The following is a 13687-nucleotide window of genomic DNA, read 5'->3' as shown; positions in this document are numbered from 1 at the left end:
GGCGCACACGGCGCCGCCGGGACGAACGCCTCGAACCGTCGCTACAGCGGCGCGGTCGTCGTGTTCGAGCGTCCCACCCGTTCGTCGTTGATCAAGTGGTAGGCGCGACCCAAGTCGTCCAGCGCCCGCTCCCATCGAATCTCCGCCTCGTAGCCGCGCGGGTTGTGGCTGAGCTGAAGCAGTGCCTCGGCCGCGTCCGTCGAACGCGCGGCGGCGTCCAGCAGGACCGGAACCGGTTCCACGGTGGTGCCCGCCGCCAGTGCGCCGATGCGGTCGTGCAACCAGTGCGCGTCGAAACGTGCCTGTTCCGTGGGATTCTCGCCGTCCACCGGACGGGTGCTCACCGCGGCGGCGCGGGCGGCACCCTCTTCGTCCATGGTCGTGGTGATGACCTGCCGCAGTTCGCTGCTCGCGACGCGGTGTAGCAAACCGACCAAAAGGACACGCTCCGCGTTCGGACCGCGCAGACCGGTGTCTCCCAGCTGCGCACCGACCTCGTCCGGGTCGACCCGGAGAATCGACAGAACCGCTCGTAACTGCGCAATCGTTACCACTTCGTCCGCCCCTCCTCGTCGTTGCGGGCCCCACCATCACATCTGGACGACAGCCTGCCAAACCCGCAGCACGTTAACTACCCGGTAGCCCTCTTTCGATTCCGGCGTGTCTGGAGATCACATTTCCCACTTCGGCCAGGTCCGGTTCCGCCGACACCGGACCATCCGGCGATTATGGTCCCGAACCGGCTCTGCGGTCCAGGTCACCTCGATCCGCAGGATAACCGGCGAGGGAGTTGGGTACTCCCCTTCCTATGAGAGCGATACCGGCGCGGGTCACTGGGGACACGACCACGCCCGAAATGCGCGAGTCCGAACACGGCGGTGCGATCGCGAACACCAAATGGCGACGCATCAGGGAGGTGATCGCCACCCGTACCGTCGCCGATGCGGCGCGGGAAGTGTCGATCGAGGTCGGCAAACCACAGATGGCGCCGGGTGACACCGGCGTGGTGTGCGGATTCCGCATCCAGGGCATCGGCGAGCGATGGGCGCACGGCGCCGATTCCATCGCGGCGCTGTACCGCGCGTTTCAGGAGATCGCCGACGAGCTGCGACAGGCGAACAGCCGGGGCGCGCACTTCGAGGTGACCGAGCCGTCCGATCCGCGGTTCCCCGCCACTCCCACCCGCCCGTCGCGTGCCGCCACGACCGCCGCGCACGAACGGCAGGCCCTGATCGCGGCGCGCTCGCTGCGCGATGCCGACAGCTCGCTGTCGATCATCATCGGCAGGCCCTATCTGGCGGCCGACCGGCGTCACCATCTGTGCCGGTTCCACATCAGCGAGCAGGGCGCCTCGGTGGCCAGCGGCGTCGACGAGATCCAGGCGCTGCACAGCGCGATCCACTTGATCAGCCAGCGCCTGGAGCTGCCGGCCGATTGGCCGGTGAGCCGCCTGTCCTGAGCCTCCCGCGGAACAATCCACGGCGAACCGCCCAGCCGGTCCGGATTCGGCATCGAATCATCGGTTGGTGGATTGTCGTTCGACCGGCGCAGTTCCCTCCGGCGCCATGAGCTCCCGCGGCACGCCCGTCGCCGACACTCCCCGCGCCGAACCGGACCGTGGCGACGCCGCGGCGTCGTCAGGAGGGAACCGCCCATGGAATTCATCTCGCCGCTGGACGCCTTGTTCCTCATCGCGGAATCACGCGAGCACCCGATGCACGTCGGAGCACTCCAGATCTTCGACCCGATGGACAGCACGGGACCGGAGTTCGCCCGGCGCGCGTACGCCACGCTGGCGGCCGAGGAGAACTTCCACCCCACCTTCCGCAGGCGCCCGGCCCGGCTGTTCGGCACACCGCAGCTGGCGTGGACGGTGGAGCGCACCATCGAACTCGATTACCACCTACAGCGGTGGGCGTTACCGGAAACCGGGGCCCCCGACCCGCTGGTGGAGATGGTCGCCGGACTGCACAGCACCCTGCTCGACCGCCATCGGCCGCTGTGGGAAGTACACCTCATCGAAGGGCTCGCCGGCGACCGCGTGGCCCTGTACGCGAAGATGCACCACGCCCTCATGGACGGCGTCACCGCCCAGCGCGTGCTGCAGCGCGCGCTGACCAGCGACCCGGACTCCCGCGAAGCGCTGGTGCCCTGGCATCTACCGCCTTCGGACCGACGCGGCGAGAAACCGTCGCGGTCGCGCACGCTCGGTGGGGCGGCGCGGGCGATGTTCGCCGCGGCGGGCTCAGCGCCGGCGATCTTGCGCCTTGCCCGCACCGCGCTCGTGGAGCAGCAGTTGACGCTGCCCTTCGCCGCGCCGCGCACCCTGTTCAACGTCCCGATCGGCGGGGCACGCCGCTGCGCCGTGCGCTCCTGGCCGCTGGATCGCCTCCGCCAGGTCAAGAAGATGACCGGCACGACCCTCAACGACGTGGTGCTGGCCATGGCGGCGGGCGCGCTGCGCTCCTACCTGATCGCCCATCACGCCCTGCCGGACAAACCGCTGGTCGCGATGGTGCCGGTCTCGTTGCGCCCGGAGTCCGACGACGGCCACACCGGCGGCAACGCGGTGGCGGCGCTGCTGTGCGGTCTCGCCACCGATCTGGCCGATCCGGCGCAGCGGCTCGCGGCGATCAGCTCTTCGATGCGCCGAAGCAAAGAGATCTATCGCGAGCTCTCCCCGGTGCAGGCGGTCTCGCTGTCCGCGCTGACGCTGAGCCCGCTGGCGCTGGCGCTGCTCGTTCCCGCCACGACGGCCCTGACCAACCCGCCGTTCAACATCGTCATCTCCAACGTTCCCGGCTCGCACGAAGCTCGGTACTGGAACGGCGCCCGCCTCGATGCCGGCTACCCACTGTCCATCCCGCTCGACGGCCAGGCGGTGAACATCACGCTCACCAGTAATGCCGACAGCCTCGACATCGGCATCGTCGCCTGCCGCCGCAGCGTGCCGGACGTGGCCACGCTGCTCGACCACCTCGAGACGGCACTGTCCGATCTGGAAGACACCGCCTACTGAAGGGCCCACCGCGGTCGGTCGATGAAGCGGACGGGCTGCCCGGCGCTCGACTCACCGGCCGGTGCGCCCCTGTTCCGCTACCACGTCGAGCCTGCCGTGCCGAGTCCGTTGATCGAGGGCGGCAACTGCTGTGGCGCCGCGCCGGGACCGGCCAGCAGGCGCTTGAGGATCTTGCCGGTGTCACCGCGTGGGAGTGCCGCGAGGAACGTGACCTCACGTGGCACGGAGAAGCGGCTCAACCGGTTTCGGATATAGGTACGGACCATGTCCGAATCAAGCCCGGCCCCCTCGCGTTTGACCACGAAGGCCACCAGCCGCTGGCCGAATTCGTGGTCCGGCACCCCGACCACCGCGACGTCGCTGACCTGCGGCAGGTGGGCGAGCGCCTCCTCGACCGGGCGCGGGAAGACATTCTCGCCACCGGAGATGATCATCTCGTCGTCGCGGCCCGCGATGAACAACCGCCCCGCGGCGTCGAGGTATCCGAGGTCGCCGGTGTCGAGCATGCCGTGCGCCTCGTCCGGCGGCGACGCGTTGACGTAGCCGTCGAACAGCATGTGGTTGCCGACGAAGATGTGCCCGGTGGCGCCGATCGGCAACCTGCGATGATCCGGCCCGAGCACGGCGATCTTGGTGCCCAATGGCGGGCGGCCCGCCGTGGTCGGCGAGGTGTGCAGATCCTCCGGGGTGGCGACGGTGGCCCAGGAGACCTCGGTGGAGCCGTAGACGTTGTACAGAACGTCGCCGTAGGCGTCCATGAAGCGCTCGACGGTCGCACCCGCGAGCGGTGCGCCGCAGCTGACCACGTGGCGCAGGCTGGAGGTGTCGTACCGCGCGCGCACGTGCGCGGGCAGATCGAGGATGCGCTGCACCATGGTCGGCACCACGATCACCGTGCTGACCTGGTGTTCGGCGATGCTGCGCAAGCAGTCCTCCGCGTCGAACCGTTCCGCGAGCACCACGGTCGCGCGCAACGCGGTGCTCAGTTGCAGCCCGGCCAGCCCCCAGGTGTGAAACAGCGGAGCCGGAATCAGCATGGTCTCGTTCATCTGCATCGGGATGCGCGACAGCAGTGCCGCGATGGACCCGAAGCCCTTCGGATGCGGCCTGCGCGCACCCTTCGGCGTCCCGCTGGTCCCGGAGGTGAGCACGATCAGCCGTCCCGGCTGTGCTGGTGTGCGAAACGTGCGGTGCCCCTGCGCCACCAGATCGTTCACGGTGATCCGGTCGGGCACGGGGGGCCGCTCGTCGGTGTTGTAGCGCGGGATGTCGGCGTGCAGGTACTGCACCAACTGCTCGAGATCACCATCGACGAACAGCGCCGAGAGCCGGTCGCGCTGCACGATCTCCTCGATGGTGCGACCGGCCAAGCCCGAGTTGAGCAGGGCCACGTCCACGCCGAGTTTGCCTGCGGCGACCATGCATTCGACCATGCCAGCATGGTTGCGCGAGAGCAGTCCGATGGCGTCGCCGGGGCCGAGATCGAGCGCGGCCATCGCCGCGGCGAGCGCGTTGGTCCGCTCGTGCATGTCGGCGAAGGACCGGGTGCCGCGGTGGTCGATGATCGCGGTCCGCTCCGGAGCGAACGCCGCGCCCGCCGCGTACCCACCGGCCAGGTTGAATCCCCACTTGGCCAGCGAGCGCAGCTGTTTGAAGCTGCGATCCAGACGCACGGGCAGCACGACCCCGGAGGCCACCATCTGCCGCGCGACGCCCGCGTTGCGCCGGATCGGCGAATCCTCGCCGTTGACGATCAGCGACGTCCGCGCGCCCTTGGCGACATCGGCCACCCGGCGCAATCCGCTCTTGGTCCAGTCCGCGATGGCCACGTTGGACAGGTCCGCGACGCGCGGGTGCACCCGGCTCGGCGCGAAGTAGGTGACCGTGACCTTGGTGCGCTCCTCGTCGCCGTGCAGTCGCACCGACGCGAAGCTGCCCAGCGCGGCGTACTGCATTTCGAAGCTTTCGTACCAGCGGCCCACGCTCAGCCGGATCTGGTGCGTGCGGATACCGGTCTCGTGGGTGCCGACCCGCATCTGCCACACGACGTTGCCGTCGGCCGATTGGATCTGCTCACACGCGCCGATACCGGTGAACATGCGCGGATAGGTCTGCGGTTCGAGCAGCAGATCCCAGATGGCTTTGCGGGCGATCGCGAACTCCGCGACTACATCGATGACATCGGTAACCAACTTTGGCGCACTTCTCGTCGGCCGGTTCGAAGAACTTCGGGTCGGCGGGTAGCTCCTTTGTAACGTCAGTCACAAGCGAGGTCAAGTATCTCGGGTCTTATCGCCGCTACCAGCAAAACACACGAAAACCCCTGCGATTGCCCGGCATTCACCTGCACCTGGGACCGGATCCAATCGAGCGGGGCGAAACCTGTGAATCCGCCCAATGATCGCCGGAATCCGGGCGCCGAGCCGACCAGCGCTCCTAACGTCGCAGGCGCCTGCTCGGCAGGACAATACGCTGGCTGGAGAGGTGATGGACCACAAGCCCACCCGACGACTCGCGCATTCCCGCGCGGAAGAGATCCTCGATTTCTTCGGCAAATGCCGTGCGTGCGGCTATCCCGCTTACGCGGAGACTACGACGCTGCGCTACGACAACGGCGACATGGAGACCAAGGTGATCGCCGGCTGCGCGCTGCCGTGCGGGTGGACGGGCGAAGTCTCGTCACCGCCGATGACCGACTCCGGCACCCGTCCCCCGCACGTGACCTGAGCTCACGCGGCCCGGGACGCTCCGTCCTCGGTCCCGAGCGCGCGCTCGCGCAGTTCTCCGAGAATCCGGGCCAGGATGCGGGACACCTGCATCTGGGAGACGCCCAGCCGTTCCGCGATCTGGGCCTGGGTCCGGGATTCGAAGAAGCGCAGGATCAGCACGTGGCGGTCGCGCGGCGGCAGCTCGGCGATCAGCGGGCGCACCGCCATCGCCTGCTCCAGCAGTTGGTAGCACGGTTCGTCGGCGCCGAGGGTATCCGCGAGTGGTTGCGGCGTCCCGTCGTCGTCGTGCCGGTTGGCGGAGTCCAGCGAGTTGGTTTGATAGGCGTTGCCCGCGATGAGCGCCTGGGTGACTTCGCCGAGCTCGACGTCCAGCTCGGCGGCGATCTCCCTGGCGGTCGGCATCCGCCCCAGGCGGTGCGACAGCGTCTCGGTGGCGGGGCCGATGCGCAACTGGATCTCCTTGAGCCGGCGCGGCACCCGCAGCGACCACGTGTTGTCCCGGAAATGCCTGCGCACCTCGCCCATGATGGTGGGAACCGCGAACCCGAGAAACGAACTGCCCCGGGTGATGTCGAAACGGTCCACCGCCAGTACCAAGCCGACGCGGGCGATCTGGAGCAGGTCGTCGAAGGATTCGCCGCGGCCGGCGAATTTGCGCGCGATGTGTTCCGCGAGCGGAAGACACCGCCGCACCACCTCTTCGCGTAGCTCCGCGTGGTGCGGGTCGGTCTCCTCCACCGCGGCGAGCTTCTCGAACCACGGTTCGATGTTGTCGTAGCTGTCGCCTCCGCGCGTGCGCCCAGCCATGTCGTTCCGGTCGGTCGTGAACTCACGTGTCATCAAATGGTCCTCGTTCCCAACTGAATTCGATGACGGTCGGATACCCACGAACATCCGCGTCAAAAGGGTCACGGGAAATCGACAGGGAACTGGTGAGCATCCGGACCAGTTCCCAGCTCAGCGGATCGCCGCCGACCTCGTCCTCGGTCGCGGCGATCGCGTCGACGCGCATGCTCATGCGATCGGTGCCGTAGGTGAACTCACAGCCGAGCATCGAGCCTGGCACCGCGCCCGCGACCAGCATCGTGGCGATCTCGTTGATCGCCAGCCGGATGTCCGCGGCCGCGCCGAGCGGCAGATCGGCGACCAGGCACACGGTGTCGGCCATCCCGCGGATCAGGGACAGATGCCGCTCGTCGGCGGGAATCCGCACCGCGACCGTGGTGGTCTCGGCGGCATGCGCGCCGAACGCGCAGGTGATCACTTTCATCAGACCGTGGCGAGCTGGGCTTGCCACATCCAGTGCAACTGCTCCAGCCGCGCGGCGATGTCCAGGAACAGATCCTGGGTCACCGGGTCGGCCTTCTCGGTCGCGGCGATCCGCTCACGTAGTCGCTTGATCACGGCGGCGAGGTTGCTGACGATCGCGTCGATCACGTCGGTGTCCTGCTGCCAGCCTTCGCCGATGCCGAGCGCGCCGGAGTCCCGGGCCACCGTCGACGCGCGTCCGTCCGGGCTGACGCCGACGGCGGTGGCGCGTTCGGCGGCCGCGTCGGTGAACTCCCGTGCGGCCGTGACCAATTCGTCCAGCGCCAGATGGACCGACCGAAAATTGGCACCGAGGACGTTCCAGTGCGCCTGCTTGGCGATCAGCGACAGGTCGATCAGGTCGACGACGGTCCCGCGCAGCGCCTCCCCCGCGATGCGCTGCTGCTCGGGGTCCAGAGTGCTCGTGATGGGTTCCGACATCGCTCCTACCTTTCTGGCGTTGATGCTGGTCATCGACGGTCTACCCAGCTGTGCCGCGATAAACCTCCCGGTAGGGTCGCAGGCCGCCGAGGTCCGCACCTTCCGGCAGGCAGTGCGCCACGTCCGCGGAGGACACCGGCCCGGACGTGACCGCTGATGCGGCGGGCGGCGATGCCGTGGACGTCGTGCTGACGGGGTAATTGCCGAAGTAGCAACAATATTTGCTGAATCTGTTACTTCCACGGCACCGTGGGGTATGGCTGATGAAACGCAGGTCGATGTAGTGGTTATCGGTGGCGGAGCGGCCGGGTTGTCGGCGGCGCTGACCCTGGTGCGGGCGCGCCGCTCGGTGGTCGTGGTCGACGCCCGCGAGCCGCGCAACGGTCCCGCCGCGGGTGTGCACGGATGGCTGACACGCGACGGCATGCCACCTACCGCGCTGGTGGCGGTCGGTGCGCGCGAGGTGGAGCAGTACGGCGGGCGGATCGTCTACGGGCGCGCCGAATCCGCGCGACGGACGCCGAACGGCTTCGTGGTGGAGACCGATCGCGGATCGTTTCGCGGTCGCCGGTTACTCGTGGCAAGCGGGCTGGTGGACGAGCTCCCGCCGATCACCGGTGTGCGGGAACGGTGGGGCCGCGACGTGGTGCACTGTCCCTACTGCCACGGCTGGGAGATCCGCGACCGGCCGATCGGGGTACTGGGCTCGGTGCACCACGCGTTGCTGTTCCGGCAGTGGAGCACGCAGGTGACGCTGCTGCGGCACTCCTCGCCTCCGCCGAGCACCGAGCAGGCCGAGCGGCTCGCGGCGCGCGGCATCGCCGTCGTGGACGGCGTGGTCAGCGCACTCGAGATCGTGGACGATCGCCTCGCCGGTGCCCGGCTGGACTCCGGCCGTCTGGTACCGATCGCCGCGCTGGCGATCGCGCCGCGACTGGTGGCCCGCGACACCCTCCTGCTCGGTCTCGGCGTCGAAACAGCCGAGCACCCTTCGGGCTCGGGCACATATGTCGCCACGGAGGCCGGCGGACGCACCTCGGTTCCGGGAATCTGGGTCGCGGGCAACGTCACCGACATCGCCGCCGGGGTGGTGCAGGCCGCCGCCAGTGGCGTCACGGCCGGTGCGGCGATCAACGCCGATCTCATCGAGGAGGACACGCGGCAGGCCGTCGATCGGTGGCGCGCGACAGGATTCTCCGCGGATCTGGAGCGCGTGAACTCGCAGCGGGTGCTCGGCCCGCGGCGGCACGGCCTGGACTCGCTGCTGCCGACGCCGCCGAGCTGACCGAATTCGACTTGCCGCGAACTCGATCAGCGAGCATGCGCCCGCGCCGGACCTGCGACGGCGGTGCCAGCATCGAAAAGCGGCGGCAGTCGCGCGGTTTCCAGGGCCGCGGCCGGATGTCGACGGCCACGAAGCCGATCCCCTGCCCTAGAATGTGATCTCCACAACACCGGGAGGTGCGGGATGCCAGAGGATTCGGCGACCCCCTTGCGGGCGGCGACGATGCCGGAGTTCAGCGGTCGCGTTTCGACACCGACCTACGACCGATCCCGGATCTCCACCGGCATCGTGCATTTCGGCGTCGGCGGATTCCATCGCGCACATCAGGCGATGTATGTCGACCGACTGCTCGAACGCGGCCTTGCGCACGACTGGGGCATCTGCGGGGTCGGCGTGCTACCCGGCGATCGTCGAATGCGCGACGTCCTAGCGGCGCAGGACGGCTTGTACACGCTGTCGACGGTCGCGCCGGACGGCACCTGGGCCACGCGGGTCATCGGTTCGATCGTCGAGTACCGGTACGCGCCGGACGATCCCGAGGCGGTGGTGGAGAAGCTGGCCGATCCGGCCACCCGGATCGTCTCGCTCACCATCACCGAGGGCGGCTACCGCGTCGTCGCCGACACCGGGGAGTTCGACGCCGACGACCCCGGCGTGCGTGCCGATCTCGCAGGCAACGCACCGCCCGCCACAGTGTTCGGGCTTGTCACCGAGGCTCTGGTGCGGCGCAGGTCGCGCGGTATCGCGCCGTTCACCGTGCTCTCCTGCGACAACATCGAGGGCAATGGGCACGTAGCGCGCCGGATGTTCGGCGCGTTCGCCGCGCTGCGCGATCCCGAACTCGGAGCCTGGGTGGCCGAACGGGTGCGTTTCCCGAATTCGATGGTGGACCGGATTACCCCGGTGACGCCGCCGGCCGCGACCGGCGAGATCGAGCGACGCTACGGAATCACCGACCGCTGGCCGGTCCTGACCGAACCGTTCGCGCAGTGGGTGCTGGAGGATTCGTTCGGACTCGGCCGCCCCGCCTTCGACGACGTCGGCGTCCAGCTCGTCGACGACGTCACGCCCTATGAGCTGATGAAACTGCGGCTGCTCAACGCCAGCCACCAGGCGCTGTGCTACTTCGGCCATCTGAGCGGCTATCGGCTGGTCCACGAGGCCGCGCAGGACCCGGCCTTCCGGCGATTCCTGCTGCGCTACATGGACGCCGAGGCGACGCCGACGCTGCGCGCGGTGCCCGGCGTCGACCTGGATCGCTACAAGCGGACGCTGCTCGAGCGGTTCGCCAACCCCGCGATCGGCGACACCATCGCCCGGCTGTGCGCGGAATCCTCCGACCGCATCCCGAAGTGGCTGCTACCGGTGATCCGGGCGCAGCTCGACTCCGGCGGCGAGATCGACTGCGCGGCCGCGGTTGTCGCGAGTTGGGCGCGCTATGCCGAGGGCATGGACGAGCAGGGTGCGCCGATCGAGGTCGTGGACCGCCTGCGCGACCAGCTGATTCCGCTCGCGCGGCGGGAGCGCGAGCAACCCACCGCATTCCTCGGCCAGCGTTCGGTATTCGGCGATCTGATCGACCGGCCTCGGTTCGTGACCGCGTACCTGGCGGCGTTGCATTCACTGCACACCAAAGGCGCCCACGCCACGGTCGAGGCCTTGGCGCATTAGCATCATCGCGGCGTGACGCGGGCGACCGCGCGCGAGTCCGCGCCGACGGCGAACCAGACGTCGAGGCGCGAGCCGGCGCGGCGGGAGACGAGCCGGAGATCCTCGCCGGACCGCACCGGCTTGCCGTACTCGATCACCACTCGGTGCGGGTTGGACTTCAGTTCGGCGTGATCGGCGAGAACTTCCTCGAGTGCGGTCAGGTAGACCGCGTTGTTCAGGTGATCGAGCAGGTCTATGTCGGTGACGCGCAACGGGAACGGGCAGATCCGCACCCCGGGTTCGCCGGCCTGCGGCATCGGGTCGGTGAGTTCCGCCTTCCACCGGAGCCGGTGTTCGGTCGTGCAGGCCAGCATGGGCGCCAGAAAGCGGTCGCTCATCCGGGCCGGGACGCCGGATTCGGAGCCGAAGTGGATCAGGAAGCCCTCGGTCTCCACCAGGCCGCCTCCGCTGCCGCAGATCTGGACGCGCATCGTGCACCAGCGGGTGGATGTCGCCGAGGGCCAGCGCCGCAGCGTGACCCACTCGCCGAACTCGATGGGTTTGATCGCGTCGATCACCGTTCTGCGGACCACCCACAGGCGATGGATGTCGCCGTCGTCGAGAACCTCGAGGTGGTCGTAGCCGATGTCTTGCAGGTACCGCGCGACGCCGTCCAGCCGCAGGCGCTGGTCACCGCCGGTATCGCCGAGGCGCACCGGCCATCCCGTCTCGAACACAGGCACGTGGGCTCGGCTTTCCGGCAGAACGCTGGGAATGACCATGACCGAATGATGCCAGATATTTGCTACCTACGCGCTGACAACCACGTCACATAACACATACGAAACAAACGCGCTGTTCTATCGCAGATATACCTGCCGCTCCAGATGTTCACTGCAATCGCTGAATATTCGCCAACTGGCCCCCGTGCGTGATCGCAGCTGGCCGCAGCGTGCGGCAACATCATCCCGGGCATCCGGTCGATCTGCCGCTGGGAAGTCCGGATCCACGACCCCGTGGTGGACAACCACCCCGGCTACCGGCAATGGGTCCTCGACTCGACTCGGGGATAGGTGCGAGAAGCCCCGCGTCGGGACTCTCGCACCTCATCGCCTTGGTCGTCTCTACTTCCTGGAACGATCCCGCTTCTCGCGCACCCGCACGGAGATGCGGACCGGCGAACCGTCGAAGCCGAATTCCTCGCGCAGTCTGCGCTCCAGGAAGCGGCGGTAGCCCGCCTCCAGGAAGCCGGTGGTGAACAGCACGAACGTGGGCGGCCGGGTGGTCGCCTGGGTCGCGAACAGCACCCGAGGCAACCGGCCGCCCCGCATCGGCGGCGGGGTCGCGGCGATCACTTCTTTCAGCCAGGTGTTCAGCCTGCCCGTCGGAATGCGCTTGTCCCACGACTCCAGCGCGGTTTCCATGGCCGGTACCAGCTTCTGCACCGCACGGCCGGTATGCGCGGAGATGTTCACCCGCTGCGCCCACGGCACCCGGACCAGGTCACGGTCGACCTCGCGCTCCAACTGCAGGCGACGGTCCTCGTCGACCAGATCCCACTTGTTGAACGCCAGCACCAGCGCACGCCCCGAATCGGCGACCATGCTGATCACCCGCAGATCCTGTTCGGTGATCGGCTGCGCGGCGTCGATCAGCATGATCGCCACCTCCGAGGCCTCCAGCGCGGACTTGGTGCGCAGCGATGCGTAGAACTCGGTGCCGCTGGCGTTGGCGACCTTGCGGCGCAACCCGGCGGTGTCGACGAACTTCCAGACTTTCCCGCCCAATTCGACCAGCGAGTCGACCGGGTCGACCGTGGTGCCCGCGACATCGTGCACCACCGAGCGCTCGTCGCCGGACAGCTTGTTCAGCAGGCTCGATTTGCCCACGTTGGGCTTGCCGACCAGAGCGACGCGACGCGGACCGGTGCCTGCGGTCCCCTCGCGCGGAGTCTCCGGGAGCACCTGGAGCACGTCGTCGAGCAGGTCACCGGTGCCGCGGCCGTGCGCGGCGCTGACCATGCGCGGCTCGCCGAGACCGAGCGACCACAGCGCCGCCGCCTCGGCTTCCACCCGCTCGTCGTCGACCTTGTTGGCGACCAGGATGACCGGGACCGAGGAGCGGCGCAGCTTCTTCACCGCCGCCTCGTCGGTGGCGGTGGCACCGACCACGGCGTCGACCACGAGCAGGATCGCGTCGGCGGTCTGCATGGCCAGTTCGGCCTGCCTGGCCACCGCTTGCTGCAGCCCTTTCGCGTCGGGCTCCCAGCCGCCGGTGTCCTGGACGAGGAAGCGGCGACCCGCCCAGTTCGCCTCGTAGGACACGCGGTCGCGGGTCACCCCGGGAATGTCCTCCACGACCGCCTCGCGGCGGCCCAGAATCCGGTTCACCAGCGTCGACTTGCCCACGTTCGGGCGGCCGACCACCGCGAGCGTCGGCATCGCGACGTGCGCCTGATCCTCGAACTCGCCCTCGAGATCGGCCAGCTCCCAGTCGGCTTCGTCGCTCCAGACGCCGTCACCGGCCAGTACCTCACCGTTCACCGGTCACCTCCGGCCGGGAGCGCCGAAAGCTGCTGTGCCACAACGCGGTACAGCTCGTCGATGACCTCGTCCATGGACAGCTCGCTGGTGTCGACCAGCACCGCGTCCGCGGCGGGGCGCAGCGGGGACACCTTGCGGGTCGAGTCGAGGGTGTCGCGGCGCTGCACGTCGGCGAGCACGCCCGCGTAGTCGTCGCCCCGGCCCTCGGCGATGTTCTGCTGGTTGCGCCGGTGCGCCCGCGCCTCCGCGGAGGCGGTCAGGTAGATCTTGGCCTCCGCCGTAGGCAGCACGACGGTGCCGATGTCGCGGCCCTCCACCACGATCCGGCGCGCGACCGCCGTGATGTCGCGCTGCATCGCGACCAACAGCTCGCGCACCTCGGGCACCGCGGAGACCGCCGAAACGGCCTTGGTGACGGCGTCGCCGCGAATCTCCGACGCGACGTCCTCGCCGTCGAGCTCGATCACCTCGCGGCTGGGCTCGGTGCCGATGGACAGCGGCAGCTCCTTGACCGCGGCGGCGATGGCCGCGGTGTCGGTGAGCTCGATGCCCGCGCGCAGCACGCGCAACGTCGCCGCACGGTACATGGCGCCGGTGTCGAGGTACTGCGCGCCGAGCCGGGTGGCCAGGCGCCGCGAAACGCTCGACTTCCCGGTGCCCGACGGCCCGTCCATGGCGATCACCAGCGGGCTCGTACCGGACATGCGCGCCG

General features: G+C 68.9%; 13 protein-coding genes. 5 read left to right on the top strand and 8 right to left on the bottom strand.

The window, feature by feature from the left end; translation table 11 throughout:
- Positions 1-41 precede the first annotated feature (41 nt).
- Positions 42-554, bottom strand: a complete 513-nt coding sequence (locus ACWPXK_RS19625) for a hypothetical protein (RefSeq protein ID WP_454197607.1) — start codon at positions 552-554, stop codon at positions 42-44.
- A 302-nt stretch (positions 555-856) separates the two neighbouring features.
- On the opposite strand from ACWPXK_RS19625, the gene ACWPXK_RS19620 reads away from it, so the two are divergent.
- Positions 857-1459 (top strand): DUF6968 family protein, encoded by a 603-nt coding sequence (locus ACWPXK_RS19620; RefSeq protein WP_454197606.1) that lies wholly within the window; start codon positions 857-859, stop codon positions 1457-1459.
- Positions 1460-1654: 195 nt separating this feature from the next.
- Entirely contained in the window at positions 1655-3019 is a 1365-nt protein-coding gene (locus tag ACWPXK_RS19615) for a WS/DGAT/MGAT family O-acyltransferase (protein ID WP_454197605.1), read from the top strand.
- A gap of 77 nt (positions 3020-3096) precedes the next feature.
- On the opposite strand, the gene ACWPXK_RS19610 is transcribed toward ACWPXK_RS19615, so the two are convergent.
- On the bottom strand, positions 3097-5211 hold the full coding sequence (locus ACWPXK_RS19610) for an AMP-binding protein (protein ID WP_454197604.1): 2115 nt from the start codon (positions 5209-5211) through the stop codon (positions 3097-3099).
- Positions 5212-5506: 295 nt separating this feature from the next.
- On the opposite strand from ACWPXK_RS19610, the gene ACWPXK_RS19605 reads away from it, so the two are divergent.
- Positions 5507-5746, top strand: coding sequence for a hypothetical protein (locus ACWPXK_RS19605; protein WP_454197603.1), 240 nt, complete (start codon positions 5507-5509; stop codon positions 5744-5746).
- Positions 5747-5748: 2 nt separating this feature from the next.
- Here the strand turns inward: ACWPXK_RS19605 and ACWPXK_RS19600 are convergent, their stop codons facing one another.
- From ACWPXK_RS19600 to ACWPXK_RS19590, 3 genes are read right to left on the bottom strand one after another with little or no spacing between them, the layout of a single operon-like run.
- Entirely contained in the window at positions 5749-6588 is an 840-nt protein-coding gene (locus ACWPXK_RS19600; protein ID WP_454197602.1) for an RNA polymerase sigma factor SigF, read from the bottom strand.
- Entirely contained in the window at positions 6578-7018 is a 441-nt protein-coding gene (locus ACWPXK_RS19595; protein ID WP_454197601.1) for an anti-sigma factor, read from the bottom strand. The genes ACWPXK_RS19600 and ACWPXK_RS19595 overlap by 11 nt, the downstream gene beginning before the upstream one ends.
- Positions 7018-7497: a Dps family protein gene (locus tag ACWPXK_RS19590; RefSeq protein ID WP_454197600.1), complete on the bottom strand. Its 480-nt coding sequence runs from the start codon at positions 7495-7497 to the stop codon at positions 7018-7020. Before ACWPXK_RS19590 ends, ACWPXK_RS19595 begins: the two co-directional genes overlap by 1 nt.
- Before the next feature lie 256 nt (positions 7498-7753).
- On the opposite strand from ACWPXK_RS19590, the gene ACWPXK_RS19585 reads away from it, so the two are divergent.
- Together ACWPXK_RS19585 and ACWPXK_RS19580 are read left to right on the top strand one after the other, a co-directional pair.
- On the top strand, positions 7754-8782 hold the full coding sequence (locus tag ACWPXK_RS19585; protein WP_454197599.1) for an NAD(P)/FAD-dependent oxidoreductase: 1029 nt from the start codon (positions 7754-7756) through the stop codon (positions 8780-8782).
- 222 nt (positions 8783-9004) lie between these two features.
- Entirely contained in the window at positions 9005-10453 is a 1449-nt protein-coding gene (locus ACWPXK_RS19580) for a mannitol dehydrogenase family protein (protein WP_454197979.1), read from the top strand.
- Positions 10454-10455: 2 nt separating this feature from the next.
- Here ACWPXK_RS19580 and ACWPXK_RS19575 read toward each other — a convergent pair whose 3' ends face one another.
- The 3 genes from ACWPXK_RS19575 to cmk form a co-directional block, all read right to left on the bottom strand.
- Positions 10456-11214 carry an acyl-[acyl-carrier-protein] thioesterase gene (locus tag ACWPXK_RS19575; protein ID WP_454197598.1) on the bottom strand — a complete coding sequence of 253 codons (759 nt, stop codon included), beginning with the start codon at positions 11212-11214 and terminating at the stop codon, positions 10456-10458.
- A gap of 342 nt (positions 11215-11556) precedes the next feature.
- Positions 11557-12975, bottom strand: a complete 1419-nt coding sequence (der, locus tag ACWPXK_RS19570) for a ribosome biogenesis GTPase Der (RefSeq protein ID WP_454197597.1) — start codon at positions 12973-12975, stop codon at positions 11557-11559.
- Positions 12972-13679: a (d)CMP kinase gene (cmk, locus tag ACWPXK_RS19565; protein ID WP_454197978.1), complete on the bottom strand. Its 708-nt coding sequence runs from the start codon at positions 13677-13679 to the stop codon at positions 12972-12974. Before cmk ends, der begins: the two co-directional genes overlap by 4 nt.
- Positions 13680-13687: the final 8 nt, after the last annotated feature.

Source organism: Nocardia sp. Marseille-Q1738 (assembly GCF_965283145.1).
The sequence above is the reverse complement of the archived record's forward strand: the minus strand, read 5'-3'. Positions and strand labels throughout refer to the sequence as shown.